Origin of the sequence: Thalassospira lucentensis, assembly GCF_011806425.1 — a bacterium.
Lineage (GTDB): Bacteria > Pseudomonadota > Alphaproteobacteria > Rhodospirillales > Thalassospiraceae > Thalassospira > Thalassospira lucentensis_B.
Genome location: NZ_JAATOV010000001.1, coordinates 844,684 through 863,169, shown reverse-complemented (window position 1 = coordinate 863,169; position 18,486 = coordinate 844,684). Strand labels below are relative to the sequence as shown.

Sequence of the window (18,486 nt, the reverse complement as noted above, 5' to 3'; positions counted from 1 at the left end):
TCTGTGCACCCAGGGAGTGGGTGAATAACTGGCGGTCATCGACATTTTGATGTGTGGGGGATCGCATGTTTAGTCAGATTAGCATTGGCAAAAAACTTGTTCTGTCGCTGGTACCACCAGTGGTCGGGCTTCTTATTTTGTCGATTATTCTTGTAAGTGGCCGTTATCAGCAGATGGACGAGCTTGGTAAAATCCGCAGTTTGACGGAACTTGCCGGCACCATCGGTGCAACAATTCATGAATTGCAAAAAGAACGTGGCGCATCTGCGGGCTTTATTGGGTCTGGCGGTGAAAAATTTGGGCCACAGCTGGCCAAACAGCGCGCCCTTTCCGATGAAAGAATAAGCACACTGCGGGCGGACATCGCGGAGTTTGACCTGTCGCGCTACGATCAAAGTCTTTCGGAAGATATCAGAAGCTTCATTGCCTTAATCGATCAAATCCCGGCAACCCGACAAAAGGTCGACGCGCTTTCGATCAAGCTTGGCGAGTCTGTTGCGTTCTACACCTCGATCATTTCCGATATGCTGTCGACCGTGAATGTCATGGGGGCGCTTAGTCGGGATCCTGAACTCCTGCGCATGATTGCCGCCTTTAATGACTTCATGCAGGCCAAGGAACGCGCCGGGCTGGAACGTGCAACCGGGGCGGCCGGATTTGGCATGGGCAAATTTGAACCGGCCCTCTATCGCCGCTTTGTCGAACTGATCACGCTTCAAAATGCGTATTTATCGGTGTTTGCAGAATTTGCGCCCGATGATGTCATGGCATTTTATCAAGAAACCATGTCAGACCCAGCAGTAGCAGAGGTCGAGGCGCTTCGCGCGGTTGCGCTTGATTACCCTGTCAGTGGAACCACAAACGGCATTGGCGGCGAAGATTGGTTTGCGAAAATCAGCGTTAAAATCAATCTTTACAAGGCAGTCGAAGACCATATCGCCCAAAAACTGATTTCTATGGCGCAGGCCAAACTGGTGACCGCACGAATCTATTTCTTCGCAACGCTTGCCGGGGTGACCATTCTGTTGGTTTTGGCCTGTATCCTGGTGGTGTTGGTGGGGCGCAGTATTACCCGCCCGATTGGCAATATGACCCAAAGCATGATTGATCTGGCGGCGGGTGATCTTGGCAAAAAGGTCGAAGGACAAGACCGCGGCGATGAAGTCGGGGATATGGCCCGCTCGGTCGAAGTTTTCCGCCAAAACCTTGAACAAAACCGCGAATTGACCTTGCAACGCGAAGCCGATCAGGCCGCGCGTTTGGCACATGCCGAAAAAATGGAAAAGCTGGCCTACGCTTTTCAGGAAAATGTCGACGGATTGCTGCGGGATATTGGCAATTCGACCGATGATTTGCGTACAACGTCTGACGGCATGACAACCGCGGTCAGCACCAGTCGCGAACGTGCATCACGGGTAAGCGAAAACGCCCAAACGGCTTCAAACAATGTTGCGGCGGTGTCGTCTGCCACCGAAGAATTGGCCAATTCGATCCTGGAAATTTCGCGTCAGATTACCAGTGCTGCGGAAAATGCGTCGGTGGCGGCACAGGATGCGCGCGATGCCAGTGTCATTTCCGAGGCCCTGCAAGATGGTGCGGAAAAAATCGGCACGGTCGTCGGCCTGATCCGCGATATCGCCGAACAGACCAACCTCCTTGCCCTGAATGCGACAATCGAAGCCGCCCGGGCTGGCGAGGCCGGCAAGGGGTTTGCCGTTGTCGCCAACGAAGTCAAAAACCTGGCAACCCAAACGTCGCGGGCCACGGACGAGATTTCCGAACAAATGGACAATTTGCAGGATGCGACCGAACGCGCGGTTCGGGCGTTTGGCCGCATTGGCGAACGGATTTCCGAAATCGATTCTGCTTCGTCCTCGCTTTCGGCGGCGGTGAATGAACAACAGGCCGCCACCACGGAAATCGCCAACAATATTGAACGTGCATCAAACGGCACGGCCGAAGTATCGGATAATATTGATGGCGTTCGCGCCGCCACCGATCAGACCGGGCACGCGGCACAAGACGTTCTTGCCGCCTGCGAAACCGTAACCAATGTCAGCAACACCTTGCGTAAGGAGGTCGAAGGATTTTTAAACTCTGTACGGGAAAATCAGGCCTAACAACTGTTGGTTATGGTTGTTAATTTCGCCATTTTTATGCCCCGATACTGCTAAATGCCCTGTCAAACCGTGGTTTTTGTGCACCAGCGGAAACAAAATAGCTGCATTGCACGAAACACGGTTTGACTATTGTGATTATCAAGGGTATCTATCGGTTGTGTTTCGATCCAGAAACATGAAAATGCCTCACCTTTGATTCAACTAAAAGGTTTTTGCACCGTCCGCATTGCTTGCGTCTCTCCTTGACGGTCAACCGCATCTTCTACACTGATCCCACCAAATTTTTCGCCCTCCCGGCAATTACAGATCATTAAACGCACACATGCATCTTCAAGACCTTAAAAAGAAATCACCGACCGAGCTTCTGGCTCTGTCCGATGAGCTTGAAATCGAAAATGCCAGCACGCTCCGTAAGCAGGAGCTGATGTTCGCCATTCTCAAACAGTTGGCCGAGAACGACCACGCCATTTTTGGCCTGGGTGTTCTTGAAGTACTGCCGGATGGCTTTGGCTTTTTGCGTAGTCCCGAGGCAAATTACCTTGCCGGACCGGACGATATTTACGTCTCGCCAAGCCAGGTGCGCCGCTTTAGCTTGCGTACCGGTGACACGGTCGAAGGCCAGATCCGTTCGCCCAAGGAAGGTGAACGGTATTTCGCGCTGCTCAAAGTCGACAAGGTCAACTTTGATGCGCCGGAAAAAGTGCGTCAGCGCGTTAATTTCGATAACCTGACCCCGCTATATCCTGACGAGCCGCTCAAGATGGAGCGTAATGTCGATCAGGAAGGCAACAAGGACACCACCAATCGGGTGATTGAGCTTGTTTCCCCGCTTGGTAAAGGTCAGCGTGCCCTGATCGTGGCACCGCCGCGTACGGGTAAAACCGTGATGCTGCAAAACATTGCGCACGCGATCGAAGAAAACCACCCGGAAGCTTATTTGATCGTTCTTCTGATCGATGAACGCCCCGAAGAGGTCACCGATATGGACCGCTCGGTTAAAGGCGAAGTCATCAGCTCGACCTTTGATGAACCGGCACAGCGCCACGTTCAGGTGACCGAAATGGTCCTTGAAAAGGCCAAGCGTCTGGTCGAACACAAGCATGATGTTGTCATCCTGCTTGATTCCATCACCCGTCTGGCGCGTGCATATAACACCGTCGTGCCAAGCTCGGGCAAGGTCCTGACCGGTGGTGTTGATGCCAACGCTTTGCAGCGTCCAAAACGCTTCTTTGGTGCGGCCCGTAACATCGAAGAAGGCGGCTCGTTGACCATCATCGCAACCGCCCTGATCGATACCGGTTCGCGCATGGACGAGGTCATCTTTGAAGAATTCAAAGGGACCGGTAACTCCGAGCTTATCCTGGATCGCAAACTGTCTGACAAACGTATCTTCCCGGCGATTGATATCCTTAAATCGGGTACCCGTAAGGAAGAACTGCTTGTCGATAAGGCCGTGCTGTCGAAAATGTGGGTTCTGCGCCGTATCCTCAACCCGATGGGGCCGCAGGACGCGATGGAATTCCTTTTGGGCAAGCTCAAAACGACCAAAAGCAACGACGATTTCTTCGATTCAATGAACGGCTAATCCGCCGATCATCTATCGAAACGTCTGATAAACCCTCGGCAATTCATTGCCGGGGGTTTTTTATGCTGTGCGGGGCAGGGTGGTTATATCCAACTTGCGGCCTGCATCGGTTTTCGGGCCTGTTTGAATTGGCGACTGAATTGACGGCATACGACCCCCGAATGTTTCACGGGAAACATTTTCCAAACAAGACAGGCCTGAACTCGCGCTTAATCGTGCAACTGCGGGGTTTCGGTTGATCGACAGGGCAACAGTTTGCATGTCGGCGCACAATTTCCCATGTGATAGGGGGATCAATGCTTGAAACCAGCCAAAAGCCATGGGACTTTGGCGTTCGTCATTCACTACTGTAACGAGCTTTATGCAGCTTTTACTCAAATCTGTTGATTTTGCCGCCCGCGCCCACCGCGATCAGCGTCGCAAGGGACCGGCCGAAGAACCCTATATCAACCACCCGATTGAGGTTGCGCGCCTGATTGTCGAATGCGAACCCGATACAGACGAAGATATTCTCTGTGCTGCCGTTTTGCATGACGTGATCGAGGATTGCGGTGCCACCCGCGATGAAATCGCCGCCTGTTTCAACGATACGGTCGCCGATATCGTCTTGGAAGTCAGTGATGACAAGGCATTGCCGCGTGATGAACGCAAAGCGCGCCAGATCGAAACCGCCCCTGATTTGACCGACGGGGCCAAATTGGTGCGACTTGCCGATAAGGTCGCCAATGTTGGTGCGATGCTGACCGATACGCCAATTGGCTGGGACGAAGACCAAATTCTGGCCTATGTCAGCTGGGCCGAGGCGGTTGTCGCCCCGTGCCGCGTGATCAGCGACAGCCTGTCAGATCGCTTTGATGCAATTTCCCGCGATGTTCGGGCCTTCCACGCACAAGAAGAACAGCAAAAGGCAGAAGCCGGCGCATAAGCCAGCTTCTGCCTTTATTTAAAACATAAGATCATAGATATGATCTTGTGCTGTATTTTCACACTGTAAAGACAATCGATCCGTTGGTTTTACGGCCTTCAAGATCATCATGTGCCTTGGCCGCATCGGCCAGCGGGTAGGTTGCGGTAATGTCGATTTTGACGACACCGGATTTCAGCACATCAAACAAATCCTGCGCCGTTGCCAAAAGTTCTTCGCGGGTGGCGGTATATTGGAAAATGCTGGGTCGGGTCAGGAAATACGCCCCCGGTGCCAATTTAGACATCTCGATGGGCGGAACCGCGCCTGATGCCTGGCCAAAGCTGACCATCATGCCAAGCCGTTTGAGGCATTTAAGTGAGTCATCGAACGTGTCTTTGCCGACCGAATCATAAACAACATCAACGCCTTGGCCCTTGGTGATGTCCATCACCCGCTCGGAAACCACGTCATCACGATACAAAATCGGATAATCGCAGCCCTTTGCTTTGGCGATCTCGGCTTTTTCGGGGGATCCGACCGTTCCAATCACGGTCGCGCCCAAATGTTTGGCCCATTGGCAGACAATCTGGCCAACACCGCCCGCGGCCGCATGGATCAGGATGGTGTCGCCCTTTTGCACCTTATAGGTCCGACGCAACAGATACTGGGCGGTCATGCCCTGAAGCATCGCGCCTGCCGCCAGTTCGAAACTGATGTCATCGGGGATTTTAACCAATCCCTTGGCCGGCATGATGCGCGCCTCGGCATAGGCGCCAAGCGGTTGCGCGGCATAGGCCACACGATCACCAACCGAAAGATCGGTAACGCCATCCCCAACCGCCTCAATCACGCCAGCGCCCTCAAGACCAAGTCCGGCGGGATAGGATGGGGCGGGATAGACGCCAGACCGGAAATAAATATCGATATAGTTCAGGCCAACCGCCTTTTGACGCAGCAAAACTTCGCCTTCGCCCGGGGTGCCAAGGGTGACATCTTCAAACCGCAACACATCGCTGCCACCGGTTTCGTAAAATCGGAATGCTTTGGTCATTGTGACCTCCGTTGATCATACGCGTTTTTTAAAACGCCTGTTTCTGTGATGGCAGCAGTGTAGGGCAGAATCGGGTGATTTACAGCCTGACAAATATGCCAGATAGTTGTGCAATCTTACAGAAACGCACGGAAATGTATGATGCCGATCATCAGTCACATTACGTTTGGCACCAATGATAAGGCCCGCTCAGCGGCCTTTTATGATGCGGTACTTGGCGCAATTGGCTTTGCGCGGTTGCCAAAGCCGCCGGAAAAGCCGCTGGCCTATGACCGCAACGGCGAAATGCCAACGATCTATATCTACACGCCCGAGGATGGCCGCCCGGCGACATGGGGAAACGGCACGCATGTCGCCTTTTGTGCCGACACGCGGGGTCAGGTCGATGATTTTCATGCATTGGCCCTGAAAAACGGGGGCATGGACGAAGGAAAACCGGGCCTGCGCGACCATTACGGGCCGAATTATTACGCCGCCTATGTGCGCGACCCGGATGGCAACAAATTACAGGCTGTTTGCTACGCATCCGGTGTAACGGAGTGATTATAAGGGTAAATCGCCCTGATCGCTCTCAAGGGGCAGATCCACCCCTTCGATCTTAAGCAGCATGCGTTTGGTTTCAAGGCCGCCATCGCCGGAATAGCCCCCCGGTTTGTCGCCCGATGCGACCACCCGGTGACACGGAATGATGATCGGGATCGGGTTATCGCCGCACGCCGTGCCAACCGACTGAAACGCCTTGGGCGATCCGGCGGCTTCGGCCAGTTCTTTATAGGTCGCGGTTGTACCCGCCGGGATTTTGCGCATGGCATCCCAGACCGCCTTTTGGAAGTCGGTGCCCTCGGCATCAAGCGGCAGGTCAAAATCGCTGCGTTTGCCAGCAAAATAATCGGCAAGCTGCTTTTTGGCTTCTTCCAAGACCGGGCTTGTTTCCATGTCCTCGACATAGCCCCATTCCAGCGCGACGATTTTGTCGTCAAATTCAAAAAGTGTCAGCGCACCAACGGGACTGTTGATCGAAATCTGGGGCATGGCGTGTCATCCTGTTCAAAGCGGGTGTTTTAAACCCGGGTCGGGGCGGCAATTTGGTCGTTGCGAAATAGAAACGACGCCCGGTTCACAAGGAACGCCACAGTCCGCAGTTGCGGTTTTTGGTTCTGCTGCGTCCCTACTTGACCCGTTAAGCCGCGTGTTGCGCCCTTATGCCGCCTTGGACGGCAAATCGGCAAGCAATTTGGTCAGCGCATCGACACTGGTTACCGGGGCGGAGCAAACCGGCCCCTGACAGACATAGGCGGTTTCCTTGCCATCAATTGCGGTTTTGCCTTGCGCTGGATGACCATCGGGCAGGGTTTCATTGTCGCCCAGAATGGTAATCGCGCGGTTTGGCAAATAGGTGCCAAAGATGGCCCGGCGCATATCCATATAGGTTTGGCTGCGATCCTTGGCGATCAAAACAATCTGTACCGGGTTTTGCAGCATTTCGGCGGCCAGTAACAATCCCGGCATATTGGGAAATTGTTGCGTAAGCTGCCCGCCAAAGGCCGACAGGGTAATTTCGGCCCGATCGCGATAGGTGCTATCCCCGGTCAGGGCATAAAGCTTGGCCAAGTTTTGCGCCATGATCGCATTGCCCGACGGCACCGCATTATCCATATGCGGTTTCTGGCGGATGATCAGGTCCTTGGCATCCGATGCCGATTGGAAATAACCACCCTTGGCATCGGCAAACAGGGCTTCGACCGTGTCGGACCACGCAATGGCTTCGCGCAGATAGGTATCCTCGCCAAAGCATTCAAACAAACGAAGCGCCGCGCGGATCATATGGGCGTAATCTTCTAACATGCCGGCATGTTGGGATTTGCCGTCGCGGTAACTGTGCAAGAACCGGTCGCCGTTCATCAGCGTGCTGGTGACGAAGTTATAGGCAAGCTTGGCATAATCAAGCCAATCGGCGCGCTTAAACGTCATGGCCGCTTCGGCAAGGGCGGCGATGGTCATGGCGTTCCAATCGGTCAGCGCCTTGTCATCCCAGCCCGGACGGATACGTTTGGCCCGCTCGGTCAAAAGGATTTGACGCAGTTTCGCCAGTTTTTCCTCGGTCGCATCATCCGAAAGGGTCAAGCCAGACTGCGTGCGATTGAGGATATTATTGCCTTCCCAATTGCCGTCTTTTGACACGTCATAAAACTTTTTGAACAATGCGGCGTCATCGCCCAGAATCTGGTCAATTTCGGCATCCGACCAGACATAAAACTTGCCTTCAACACCTTCGCTGTCGGCATCCAGGCTGGCGGTAAAGGCGCCGCCGGTTATGCGCATTTCGCGCAAGATCCAGGTGATGGTTTCTTCCACGCGCTTGGCATAAAGCGGATTGGCATCGACCCGCCAGACATCGCACAAAAGATCAATCAGCTGCGCATTGTCATAGAGCATCTTTTCAAAATGCGGCACCAGCCACTGATCATCGACCGCATAGCGGGCAAAGCCGCCACCAAGATGGTCATAAATGCCGCCTTGGCACATGCGATCAAGGCTGTGTTTGACGATGCGTTGCAGTTCTTCGTCGCCGCTGCGCACCGATGTCCGCCAAATCAGGGACAATAAACTTGGCTGCGGGAATTTGGGCGCGCCCGACGTCCCGCCATTTTTGCCATCCATGATCTGCAAACAGCCATGCCCACAGCGATCAATCATCTCCAAGCTGGGGATGTCACCATTGGACCCGCTGTTTAGTTTTTGAAGCGCTTGGGAAATCTGGGTGACGTTTTGGCGGACATCTTCGGGCTTTTCGGCATAGACATTGGCCATGGCCTTAAGCACCTGATCAAATCCCGGCCGGCCATAGCGCGCGGTTTTAGGAAAATACGTCCCGCCCCAGAACGGCTCGCCATCCGGGGTTAAAAACATCGTCAGCGGCCAGCCGCCCTGTTGGCCAAGCAGGGCCAACGCATTTTGATGCAGCGCATCAAGATCCGGGCGTTCTTCGCGGTCGAGTTTGATATTAACGAACAGATCGTTCATCAAATGGGCAATTTCCGGATCTTCAAAGCTTTCATGGGCCATGACATGGCACCAGTGACAGGCGGCATAGCCAACAGACAACAGGATCGGCTTGTTGGCGGCCTTGGCTGCGGCCAAGACCTCGTCGCTCCAGGGCTGCCAATGCACGGGATTATCTTCGTGCTGGCGCAGATAGGGGCTCGTTTCCGATCCAAGGTTGTTGCGGGCCATGTCCATGTTTTTCGTCCTAATCTTGGCGTTTTCAGTGCGGGAGTTTCTTGTAAGACGATGCGACGCACCGTCGTTTTTTACCCGACTTACTATTAAGGGTAACGATCAGGGGGCCAAACACAAGGGGGACGGGCTGTTTATCGGTAAATTTAGTTAAATATTATATTTCGGAAACAAAACGATTATACTTATGGTTTTTATCGTGCTGAAATTAGGCGATATTCCGAATAAAAATTGAGATAAATCATCACGTCGCGTGTATGGTTCCGGTAACCGTAACCATCAAATTTCTCGAACTGAGTTAAGTCGTGTTAACGCCAAAGCACTTTTGCGCTGCATTTAACAAGGTCTTGCGTGTTCTGTGCATGCTGGCACTTGTTTCTGTGGGTTTTGGGCATGTATTTCCCCAAGGCAATGCGTCACTGACTTTAAATTCTGCAAGCTCAACACCGTTTAAGGCGTTGAATTTGCAACAGTTCGCCCTTCCTGATGGCTCAACGCCCTATATCTGTTCGGCGCTTGGCACGGCCAACACCGATCAGGACGCCCCATCACCACGGTCCAAAGACTGTCCTGCGTGTCGTATTTTTACATCGACGCTGATGCCGTTGCCCGGTCCCATTGTAAAGGTCCGTGAAGCGTATTCGCGCATTTCTTATCTGCAGGTAAAATCGGCGATTTTCCGCCCGATTCCGGTTTTCCAGAATGCGTCGCCCCGTGCGCCGCCGTTGGTCTTCATCTGATCGTTTTTACCGCGATCACATGATTTTCAAACGCAGGTTCGCGTCTTCGTTACGCCGATCCTCGTCCCATGCTGCCGATTGCACAGGGGACGCGGCGATAACGTTAATCGTGACCAGCACGAAGACCCTTATTTCTTGGAAAAGACAGATGAAGATTTTTGCAAAAATCGCCGTTGGCGTTGTTGCCTTGTTCGGCGCGACCCAGGCACAGGCCGAAATTCAAATTACAGACGTTGAAGGCCGTCAGATCACCCTGGAAAAACCGGCAGAGAATGTTTTGCTTGGTTTTAACTTCGAAGATTTCATGGCCATTGTCGGCGAGAACGCGATGGACCGGGTTGTTGCCATTTCCCGCCCGGTGTGGAAGGGCTGGCGCCCCAATCAATATGCCGCCTATGTGCAGCAAATCCCGGAAATTGATAAGCTGGTCGATGTTGGCGATACCGAAGGCGGCACGTTCTCGATTGAAACGGCGATTGCCACCCATCCTGATCTTGCGATCCTTGCCGCGTGGCAGTTCCGTTCTTTGGGCAAAAATGTAGAACAGCTTGAACAGGCCGGGATTCCGGTTTTGGTCATTGATTACAACGCCCAAACGCTTGAGCGTCACTTGCGCTCAACCCGCGCAATCGGCAAGGCCATGGGCGCAGAAGACCGCGCAGAAAAGCTTGCGACCCTGTATCAAACCTATTTTGAAGACACCCTCAAACGTGTCGAGGCCGCGACAGAGCCGAAAAAGAAGGTTTATGTCGAACTGGCGAAAAAAGGTCCTTCAGAAGTCGGCAATAGCTATGCAAATGGCATGTGGGGCGGTTTGATTGACCTGCTGGGTGGTGAAAACATCGCAAATGGCCAGATCGAAGCCTGGGGTCCGCTTAGCCCTGAATATGTGCTGGCAAGCAAACCAGATGTCATCTTTTTGGCCGGGTCGGAATGGGTAAATTCCCCGGGTGCGGTGCCGATTGGGTTTGGTGCCGACCCACAGGTGGTGAACGAACGCATGGCGGCGTATTTGAACCGTGTTGGCTGGTCTGATCTGCCAGCGGTCAAAAATGGCGAGGTTTATGGCCTGTACCATGGCGGTGCGCGCACGCTTTCAGATTTCGTCTATATGCTTCAAATCGCCAAGGCCCTGTACCCATCGGAATTTTCTGACGTTCATCCGGACAAAGAACTTCAGAAATTCTATGCCGATTGGCTGCCGATCACACCAAACGGTGTCTTTGGCATGAAGTATCAGCCTGTTGGACAATGAGTTCATCATTTTCGGTCACCGATACCCGGCACGCTGCCGGGTATCGGCGTATGGCCGTCAGGCGGGCACTGGCGATGGTCGGTGCGCTTCTGGTCTTGGGATGGTTCTTTGTTGTTGATATGGCAACCGGTCCGTCCGGAATGCCGCTTTCTGATGTGATAAATGCCCTTTTGGCGGGGCCTTCGGGCCCGGATCGGGCGTCGGCAACCATCATTTGGTACTTGCGCATGCCCCAAAGCATGATGGGCGTGATTGTGGGCATTTGCCTTGGTGTTGCCGGTCTGCAGATGCAAACGATTTTGGACAACCCGCTTGCAAGTCCGTTCACACTTGGTTTTTCGGCCGCCGCCGGGTTTGGTGCGGCGCTGTCTATTATGTTTGGCGCATCGCTTCCGGTTCCGGAATATCTGGTTACACCCATCGTTGCTTTTGCGATGACGCTTTTGGCGTGTTTGATTGTTTATCTGATGGTGCGTGCCCTTGGGGAAAGTCCGGAAATCCTTGTTTTATGCGGGATTGGCGTGCTGTTTTTGTTCCAGTCCTTGCAATCATTGCTGCAATATTTGGCATCCCCGGAAGTCCTGCAACAGATCGTCTTTTGGCTATTTGGCAGTTTGTTAAAGGCCAACTGGACAAGCGTCATGGTCACCGGCGCGGTGGCCCTGTTTTGTATGCCTTTGGTGATGCGGGATTCGTGGCGTCTGACCGTGTTGCGTCTTGGTGATGCAAATGCCGCAAGCCTTGGTATTGACGTTGCCAATCTGCGACGCCGAAGTTTCATCATTGTCGCCTTATTGACCGCTGCTGCGGTCAGTTTTGTCGGCACCATCGGCTTTGTCGGGTTGGTCGCACCGCATGTGGCAAAGGCATTGGTGGGTGAAGATCATCGCTATTCGATCCCGTTGGCGGGCTTAATCGGCGCAACGATCCTGATCAGTGCGTCTGTTTTTGGCAAAATGATCTCAGTCGGGGGCGTGATACCGGTTGGGATTATTACCGCTGTTGCGGGCATTCCGATGCTGTTCTTGGTGATATTTTCCCGAAAGAGGCAGGAAAAATGACAGATCAGAATTTAGTGATTGATCGTCTAACCGTAGTTAAATCGGGCAAACACATCATCGACAATGTCAGTTGTCAGTTTGCCACCGGCCAGTTGGTTGGCATTATCGGGCCAAATGGCGCAGGGAAATCGACGTTGCTTTCGGCGGTGGCCGGGCAGGGGCGGTATTCTGGCGATATTCGGTGGCATGGGCGTCGTCCGGATGCCTCTGATTTGGGATACATGCCCCAAGCGTGCCGCGTATCATCGACATTAACGGTGCTTGAAACGGTTTTACTAGGATCGCACGAACGGTTGGGCTGGCGCGTGTCGGAGGCGGATATCGAACGTGCGACCGCCATTCTTGATGAATTTGCGTTGGCGCATTTGGCGTCTCGGTCGATGCGCACCCTTTCGGGCGGTCAACAGCAACTGGTTTTGCTCTCGCAGCGGCTGGTGCGCGAACCCAAACTGTTGGTGCTCGACGAAGCAACAAGCGCGCTTGATCTGTCCCATCAGATATCTGTGTTGGGAATGCTGCGCCGTTATGTCGCCAAACAGCGGGCCTTGGTGCTTATGGCGATCCATGATCTTAATGTCGCCATGCAATATACTGATCAGCTTGTCTTGGTTGATAACGGGGTCTTGGCAGGTCAGGACGCGCCGCAAAATGTCCTGACGCAAGATAAGATCAAAAAAAGCTATGGTCTTGCGGTGGATTTGGTACCGCGCCCCAATGGGCGCCCGGTGATCGCCCCCGTCGTGATGGCTTAAAAGTGGTTTTTGGCCGATCAAAACGCTGTTTAAAGCAGTGTTTAAAAGCTGTCGGAGATATATCGGCGTCGTTTATCATTGAGATGGTTCTAAACCCGGTCATAATGTGCAGGTAGCACATAACAGATAAGAACCAAGGAGATCGGGGCGATGAAAGTAACTGTCGATATTGATTGCAGCCCGGAAGAACTGCGGACTTTCTTTGGTCTGCCAGACGTTCAGCCGATGCAACAGGCGATGATGAAAGAAATCGAAGACCGCATGAAAGCCAATCTTGCGGCCATGGACCCCGAAACCATGCTCAATACCTGGCTGCCCCAAGGCATGCAGAACTGGGATCAGATGCAAAAAGTATTCTGGAGCCAGTTCAACGCCACCGGACAAACCGGGCAGGGCAGTAAAGCCGGCAAAAAAAACGATAAGGACTAATGAGATTGACGCGCGACGCACACTACTATCAGGCGCATGTTTTCGTCTGTCAGAATGAACGCCCCGCTGGCCATGAACGCGGCTGTTGCCAGTCCAAAGGTGCCACCAAACTGCGTAATTACATGAAAGTCCGGGCCAAGGAACTTGGGCTTCCCATGACCCGGATCAACACCGCCGGGTGCCTTGATCGCTGCGAATTGGGGCCGGTGATGGTGATCTACCCGGAAGGGACTTGGTACCGCTACGAGACGATGGAAGACATCGACACCATCCTGACCGACCATTTGGTTGGCGGAAAAGTGGTCGAACGGCTCAAGCTCAGCCCGGATCAATAATCCCCGATATCTTGATCCCAATGTTTTGATAAGGGCGGATGTGCCAAACCGGTTTGGGGCATTCCCAGCAAATGGCCGCATCCTTCCTTTCCAAAGCTTTCCTAAATTCTTCGAACCCACATTGATGGATCCCGCCATTTAATCCGCGTCACACGGCCGGTGCGGATACCGCGCGTGCTTTCCTTATGATGGGTGGGTTTTAGGTCGTTCCTGCCGATGACAGCGCGGGTAACGATCTTATGATGGCGATAGCAGGCTTTATAGAGCCGCTATAGACGCTGTTGGCGCCAACCTGTCTCCTTTGCTGCTACCGGCTTCTGTTCACGTACAGTCGCCGCCAAATGAGGCCCAAGCGGTAAATAAGGGTCAGGCCCCCTCTGTCCTTGCCTGAAGGCGATGAAATGCGCGTTATCGGGCAGGGCGGGCCGATCTGTGATGCGGCGGATGAATGCCTCTGATCCCAGCCATCGCAATATTCTCAAACCGTCCTATATTCCGGTGCGTCTTCTTTTCCGGCTTTAAAGACCTGTTGGTATTTAAAGCGATATGTTGACCTTTGCGCCCGTCTGAACGATATCGACGGCACAGAATGCATTCACCGTCCGGCCATCGCATCCCCCATCGCGCAGGCCGCAGGCGGTGTCACAGCCAAAAGCGACGGACAGATTATGATTGCACACCAAAACACCATTTTTGCCCTGTCGTCCGGGGCCGGGCGCGCAGGCGTTGCCGTGATCCGATTATCCGGGCCAATGGCGGGCCAGACGCTTTGTGCGCTGCTTGGGCGCGATACGGTGCCGACACCGCGCCATGCGGTCTATGCGCCGATCCGCGATCCGCAAACTGGCGAGCGGCTTGATGATGCGGTGGCGATCTATTTTGCCGGTCCTGCCAGCTTTACCGGCGAAGACGTGGTGGAGCTTCATACCCATGGCGGGCGTGCGGTGATTAATGGGGTGTTGGAATGCCTGTCGCGGCAACCGGGCCTGCGCATTGCCGAACCGGGCGAATATACCAAGCGTGCCTTTGAAAATGGCAAAATGGATTTAACCGCCGCCGAAGGCATCGCCGATCTGATTGATGCCGAAACCGCTGCCCAGCGCCGTCAGGCTGTGCGCCAGATGGCGGGCGAATTGGGCGCGCTTTATGAAGATTGGCGCACACGGTTGATGAAGGCCCTGGCCCATATCGAGGCCGATATTGATTTTCCCGACGAAGATTTGCCCGATGGGATTGTGCCCGTCGTGCGCGGCGATTTGATCGCGGTGGGCGACGAGATGACCAAACATCTGGCCGATAACCGCCGCGGCGAACGCCTGCGCGAAGGGTTCCAGATTGTCATTCTTGGCGCGCCAAATGCCGGGAAATCAAGCTTGCTGAACCGCCTTGCACAGCGCGATGCGGCGATTGTTTCGGAAATTGCCGGCACGACACGCGATATGATCGAAGTCCACCTTGATCTTGGCGGCTTCCCGGTGACCATGGTTGATACGGCGGGCCTGCGCGAAAGCGGTGACGTCATCGAAACCGAGGGGGTTCGCCGTGCGACCGAACGGGCCGAAAATGCTGATTTGCGCCTTGTGGTGGTGGATCGCGAAGACTGGCCCCATATCGACCCCGAAGCAGCGCGTTTGATCGATGGCAGCACGATATTGCTGATCAATAAGGTCGATGGCCTCGCGCCAGCGGAACTGCCCAAGGTCTGGAACGGGACATCTGCCAAGGGTGCCGCGCTAGAGCTTCCCGTTTTGCCCATATCGGCCATGACCGGGCAGGGGATCGAAAGCCTCTTGCAACTGCTGGAGACTCGCGTAAAAGAAGGTCTCGATTTTGCCGGTCCCGTACCCCTTACACGGTTGCGGCACCGCCGGGCACTTGAAAGTGCCAGCGACCATCTGGATCGCGGAATGAAGACCGATATCGCCGAACTGGCTGCTGAGGATGTACGCCTCGCAGTGCGCGAAATCGGCAAGATTACCGGACGTGTCGATGTGGAAGACCTGCTTGATATTATCTTCGGCGACTTCTGTATTGGTAAATAAGATTAGGGCGCAGTCCCTAAAATTGTTTCACGTGAAACATTGGTCCATTTGTCGGACCAGATAAGCGTATTGGAACCTGACAAGGTTCAGTCCCGCAACCCGTGCTGTAATCTGTGGCGGCCTGCGTTGGCGGGGGATGAATGAGGAACTCGATGTCTCAGAATGTGTCAGATAACCGTTTTGATGTGATTGTGGTTGGCGGCGGCCATGCCGGCTGCGAAGCGGCTGCGGCTGCGGCGCGCATGGGTGCGAACACTGCATTGGTGACGCACCGCGCCGATCGCATCGGTGAAATGTCGTGTAACCCGGCCATTGGTGGCTTGGGCAAGGGGCATATGGTCCGCGAGGTTGATGCGCTTGATGGGGTGATGGGGCGTGCTATTGACCGGGCCGGCATTCAGTTCCGGATGCTGAACCGCTCCAAGGGCCCCGCTGTACGTGGCCCGCGTGCGCAAGCCGACCGCAAGCTGTATCGTCAGGCGGTTCAGGATATTCTGGCAGAGCAAGAAAACCTCACCATCCTTGAAGGCGGTGTGGAAGATCTGATCATTGATGAAAACCATCGCGTTGCCGGTGTGATCACCGGCGATGGCCGCGAATATCGCGCCGGGGCGGTGGTGCTGACCACCGGCACGTTCCTGCGTGGGCTTATTCACATCGGCGAAAAAACCACGCCGGCAGGCCGCATTGGCGATGCACCGTCAATGGGCCTGTCCGATACGCTTGAAAAATATGACTTCAAACTTGGCCGTTTGAAAACGGGCACACCGGCGCGCCTTGATGGCCGGACAATTGATTGGGCCAGCCTGCAAGAACAGCCGGGCGACACGCCACCCGATCCGTTTTCGTTCTTAACGTCTGAAATCACGGTGCCACAGATCCCGTGTCATTTGACCTGGACGACTGAGGCAACCCACGAAATCATTCGGGCCAATTTGCACCGTGCCCCGATGTATAGCGGCCAAATCAACAGCAGTGGCCCACGCTACTGCCCGTCGATTGAAGACAAGGTCGTCCGCTTTGCCGAGAAAAATCAGCACCAGATTTTCCTTGAGCCAGAGGGCCTCGACGATCCGACGGTGTATCCGAACGGCATTTCAACCTCCTTGCCTGAGGATGTGCAGCTCGCCATGCTGGTGACCATTCCGGGCTTGGAAAAGGTCGAAATCTTCCGCCCGGGCTACGCGGTGGAATATGACTTCGTTGATCCGCGCGAATTGCGCCATACGCTGGAAACAAAAAAAGTCGCTGGCCTGTTCTTTGCGGGTCAGATCAATGGCACGACCGGCTACGAAGAAGCCGCCGGGCAGGGGCTTGTTGCAGGTGTGAACGCGGCCCTTTTATGTGATGGCAGCGATCGCGAATTCCGTCTTGATCGTGCAGATGCCTATATCGGTGTGATGATCGATGATCTGGTGACGCAGGGGACGCGCGAACCGTATCGTATGTTCACCTCGCGCGCGGAATATCGGTTGATGTTGCGTGCCGATAACGCCGATCAGCGCCTGACCGATCGTGGGCTTGAAATTGGCTGCGTCGCATCTCCGCGCGCAAAAGTGTGGGGCGATAAAAAATCAGCGCTTGAGGCCGCAAAAAACGATGTCTCCGCCTTGGCCGAAACACCCAATACGCTGACCAAATTTGGCATCAAGATCAATCTCGATGGTGTGCGGCGCAGTGCTTATGACCTGCTGGCCTATCCCGATATTGATTTTGACGTTCTGACCAAAGTCTGGCCGCAGCTTGAAACCATTGATCCGGCGATCAAGGAACAGGTTACGATTGACGCCCAGTATAAAGGCTATCTTGACCGCCAGGCGGCCGACATTGCGGCCTTCCGCCGTGACGAAGAATTGCGCCTGCCGCGCGGTCTTGATTTCGATAAGGTCGGTGGCCTGTCGGCTGAAATCCGCATCAAGCTCAATGAAATTCAGCCTGAAACCATTGGTGCTGCGTCACGTATTCCGGGCGTGACACCGGCGGCGGTTACCGCCCTTCTGGGCCATATCAAAAGCCACAAACACCACGTCAAAAACGCCCGCAGCGCTTAACGTACAGTGGAGCTAGTCGGAATACCCGTCCAACGACGTCATTGATAAAACAAGCAACAGCCCGATTGGTTTCCACCGGTCGGGCTGTTTGCGTTCTGGATTCGAGATAGCGGGCAGGGTTTGAGGACGTGATGAGAAGCACTCGCGGACCAATACCCCTAAGAGAGGATCAAACCGTCTCGGTGAACTAGAGGCCTCACGGATTTCCACCTCGAACCGGTGGGAAAGGTTCTGACCTCAAACCGGGGCAATCGGATCGTGACCTCGAACTGTGGCAGTGATGCTTATGCTTTTGCCGCCCCAGCAAATCCCGACAGTCTCAATGAAGAAGCGAGGGGAGTGATGATCGCTGGCCGCGCGCGATAATACGCTGCCTATCGTACATATTTCATTCTGGCGATGATCACCTAGACCATCCAACCATTGTTGCCATTTTCACTGATAAGAGACTCATAAAAGGCCTAACGCCTCAAATGGAGAGGTTCGCACCTTTGAACCTGCGTTGGGGTTTGTTGAGGGCGTTATGGCGTAGCGAACGGGACTTGGTCCGCGAGATCAATTTTGCACCGGCAGGACGTTCTTACGGTAGGGGCACGCAGGATGGTTTAGACGGCTCTTTCGCTTTCGTAAAGGGCGCAAATGTCACCGCCCCAGCATCGTGAACATTCTGGATATCGCGCGCATTGCGTTAGCGGTCGGGTTGGGAGCTCGGCCTTCAGCATCTCTAAGGCCGTGTCTGTGAATTTGATCTTTGATGGTTGTTGCCGATTTCTCCGGCAAGGTTCTGTCGTGCTATTTGCAAGGTATGGGGTAGGGGCAAGGCAAATGGTTAGTGTTCGGTTTTGCGCGCCTAACGAAGGTCGAGAGATTTTGATCAAAACGTCGTTTTGAATGTTTCACGTGAAACATTGGCGTGGAAAT

15 protein-coding genes are annotated in these 18,486 nt (G+C 54.2%); 12 read left to right on the top strand and 3 right to left on the bottom strand.

Translation table 11 applies throughout. The features are described from left to right. Positions 1-65: 65 nt before the first annotated feature. From HCZ99_RS03990 to HCZ99_RS03980, 3 genes are all read left to right on the top strand, one after another. Complete coding sequence (locus tag HCZ99_RS03990) at positions 66-2,120, top strand: methyl-accepting chemotaxis protein (RefSeq protein ID WP_167445537.1); 2,055 nt, start codon at positions 66-68, stop codon at positions 2,118-2,120. A 322-nt stretch (positions 2,121-2,442) separates the two neighbouring features. Then, entirely contained in the window at positions 2,443-3,705 is a 1,263-nt protein-coding gene (gene rho / locus HCZ99_RS03985) for a transcription termination factor Rho (RefSeq protein ID WP_167445536.1), read from the top strand. A 361-nt stretch (positions 3,706-4,066) separates the two neighbouring features. Continuing rightward, positions 4,067-4,630 carry an HD domain-containing protein gene (locus tag HCZ99_RS03980; protein WP_167445535.1) on the top strand — a complete coding sequence of 188 codons (564 nt, stop codon included), beginning with the start codon at positions 4,067-4,069 and terminating at the stop codon, positions 4,628-4,630. 58 nt (positions 4,631-4,688) lie between these two features. On the opposite strand, the gene HCZ99_RS03975 is transcribed toward HCZ99_RS03980, so the two are convergent. Beyond that, on the bottom strand, positions 4,689-5,663 hold the full coding sequence (locus HCZ99_RS03975; protein WP_167445534.1) for a quinone oxidoreductase family protein: 975 nt from the start codon (positions 5,661-5,663) through the stop codon (positions 4,689-4,691). A 141-nt stretch (positions 5,664-5,804) separates the two neighbouring features. On the opposite strand from HCZ99_RS03975, the gene HCZ99_RS03970 reads away from it, so the two are divergent. Further along, complete coding sequence (locus HCZ99_RS03970) at positions 5,805-6,206, top strand: VOC family protein (RefSeq protein WP_175581377.1); 402 nt, start codon at positions 5,805-5,807, stop codon at positions 6,204-6,206. Here the strand turns inward: HCZ99_RS03970 and HCZ99_RS03965 are convergent, their stop codons facing one another. Together HCZ99_RS03965 and HCZ99_RS03960 are read right to left on the bottom strand one after the other, a co-directional pair. Further along, positions 6,207-6,695 carry a methylated-DNA--[protein]-cysteine S-methyltransferase gene (locus HCZ99_RS03965; protein ID WP_167445533.1) on the bottom strand — a complete coding sequence of 163 codons (489 nt, stop codon included), beginning with the start codon at positions 6,693-6,695 and terminating at the stop codon, positions 6,207-6,209. Positions 6,696-6,863: 168 nt separating this feature from the next. Further along, the gene (locus HCZ99_RS03960; RefSeq protein ID WP_167445532.1) at positions 6,864-8,903 is read right to left on the bottom strand and encodes a thioredoxin domain-containing protein; all 2,040 of its coding nucleotides are present in this window, start codon (positions 8,901-8,903) and stop codon (positions 6,864-6,866) included. Between the two features lie 359 nt (positions 8,904-9,262). On the opposite strand from HCZ99_RS03960, the gene HCZ99_RS03955 reads away from it, so the two are divergent. The 8 genes from HCZ99_RS03955 (at position 9,263) to mnmG (ending at position 17,565) form a co-directional block, all read left to right on the top strand. Further along, positions 9,263-9,640 (top strand): hypothetical protein, encoded by a 378-nt coding sequence (locus HCZ99_RS03955; RefSeq protein ID WP_167445531.1) that lies wholly within the window; start codon positions 9,263-9,265, stop codon positions 9,638-9,640. A 148-nt stretch (positions 9,641-9,788) separates the two neighbouring features. Next, entirely contained in the window at positions 9,789-10,895 is a 1,107-nt protein-coding gene (locus HCZ99_RS03950; protein ID WP_167445530.1) for an ABC transporter substrate-binding protein, read from the top strand. After that, a complete protein-coding gene (locus HCZ99_RS03945; RefSeq protein ID WP_217701452.1) occupies positions 10,892-11,956 on the top strand; it encodes a FecCD family ABC transporter permease in 1,065 nt (354 codons plus the stop codon). The genes HCZ99_RS03950 and HCZ99_RS03945 overlap by 4 nt, the downstream gene beginning before the upstream one ends. After that, positions 11,953-12,708, top strand: coding sequence for an ABC transporter ATP-binding protein (locus HCZ99_RS03940; RefSeq protein ID WP_167445529.1), 756 nt, complete (start codon positions 11,953-11,955; stop codon positions 12,706-12,708). Before HCZ99_RS03945 ends, HCZ99_RS03940 begins: the two co-directional genes overlap by 4 nt. Positions 12,709-12,858: 150 nt before the next feature. Beyond that, complete coding sequence (locus tag HCZ99_RS03935) at positions 12,859-13,137, top strand: DUF6489 family protein (protein WP_167445528.1); 279 nt, start codon at positions 12,859-12,861, stop codon at positions 13,135-13,137. Beyond that, a complete protein-coding gene (locus HCZ99_RS03930) occupies positions 13,137-13,472 on the top strand; it encodes a (2Fe-2S) ferredoxin domain-containing protein (protein ID WP_167445527.1) in 336 nt (111 codons plus the stop codon). The genes HCZ99_RS03935 and HCZ99_RS03930 overlap by 1 nt, the downstream gene beginning before the upstream one ends. A gap of 668 nt (positions 13,473-14,140) precedes the next feature. Continuing rightward, a complete protein-coding gene (gene mnmE / locus HCZ99_RS03925; RefSeq protein ID WP_167445526.1) occupies positions 14,141-15,514 on the top strand; it encodes a tRNA uridine-5-carboxymethylaminomethyl(34) synthesis GTPase MnmE in 1,374 nt (457 codons plus the stop codon). A 140-nt stretch (positions 15,515-15,654) separates the two neighbouring features. Beyond that, the gene (gene mnmG, locus HCZ99_RS03920; RefSeq protein ID WP_303047815.1) at positions 15,655-17,565 is read left to right on the top strand and encodes a tRNA uridine-5-carboxymethylaminomethyl(34) synthesis enzyme MnmG; all 1,911 of its coding nucleotides are present in this window, start codon (positions 15,655-15,657) and stop codon (positions 17,563-17,565) included. Positions 17,566-18,486: the final 921 nt, after the last annotated feature.

What these genes read in the sequence shown, in the direction of transcription:
- HCZ99_RS03990 (WP_167445537.1), top strand. Translation starts at nt 66, where the DNA reads ATGTTTAGTCAGATTAGCATTGGCAAAAAACTTGTTCTGTCGCTGGTA.
- rho (WP_167445536.1), top strand. Translation starts at nt 2,443, where the DNA reads ATGCATCTTCAAGACCTTAAAAAGAAATCACCGACCGAGCTTCTGGCT.
- HCZ99_RS03980 (WP_167445535.1), top strand. Translation starts at nt 4,067, where the DNA reads ATGCAGCTTTTACTCAAATCTGTTGATTTTGCCGCCCGCGCCCACCGC.
- HCZ99_RS03975 (WP_167445534.1), bottom strand. Translation starts at nt 5,663, where the DNA reads ATGACCAAAGCATTCCGATTTTACGAAACCGGTGGCAGCGATGTGTTG.
- HCZ99_RS03970 (WP_175581377.1), top strand. Translation starts at nt 5,805, where the DNA reads ATGCCGATCATCAGTCACATTACGTTTGGCACCAATGATAAGGCCCGC.
- HCZ99_RS03965 (WP_167445533.1), bottom strand. Translation starts at nt 6,695, where the DNA reads ATGCCCCAGATTTCGATCAACAGTCCCGTTGGTGCGCTGACACTTTTT.
- HCZ99_RS03960 (WP_167445532.1), bottom strand. Translation starts at nt 8,903, where the DNA reads ATGGACATGGCCCGCAACAACCTTGGATCGGAAACGAGCCCCTATCTG.
- HCZ99_RS03955 (WP_167445531.1), top strand. Translation starts at nt 9,263, where the DNA reads ATGCTGGCACTTGTTTCTGTGGGTTTTGGGCATGTATTTCCCCAAGGC.
- HCZ99_RS03950 (WP_167445530.1), top strand. Translation starts at nt 9,789, where the DNA reads ATGAAGATTTTTGCAAAAATCGCCGTTGGCGTTGTTGCCTTGTTCGGC.
- HCZ99_RS03945 (WP_217701452.1), top strand. Translation starts at nt 10,892, where the DNA reads ATGAGTTCATCATTTTCGGTCACCGATACCCGGCACGCTGCCGGGTAT.
- HCZ99_RS03940 (WP_167445529.1), top strand. Translation starts at nt 11,953, where the DNA reads ATGACAGATCAGAATTTAGTGATTGATCGTCTAACCGTAGTTAAATCG.
- HCZ99_RS03935 (WP_167445528.1), top strand. Translation starts at nt 12,859, where the DNA reads ATGAAAGTAACTGTCGATATTGATTGCAGCCCGGAAGAACTGCGGACT.
- HCZ99_RS03930 (WP_167445527.1), top strand. Translation starts at nt 13,137, where the DNA reads ATGAGATTGACGCGCGACGCACACTACTATCAGGCGCATGTTTTCGTC.
- mnmE (WP_167445526.1), top strand. Translation starts at nt 14,141, where the DNA reads ATGATTGCACACCAAAACACCATTTTTGCCCTGTCGTCCGGGGCCGGG.
- mnmG (WP_303047815.1), top strand. Translation starts at nt 15,655, where the DNA reads ATGAGGAACTCGATGTCTCAGAATGTGTCAGATAACCGTTTTGATGTG.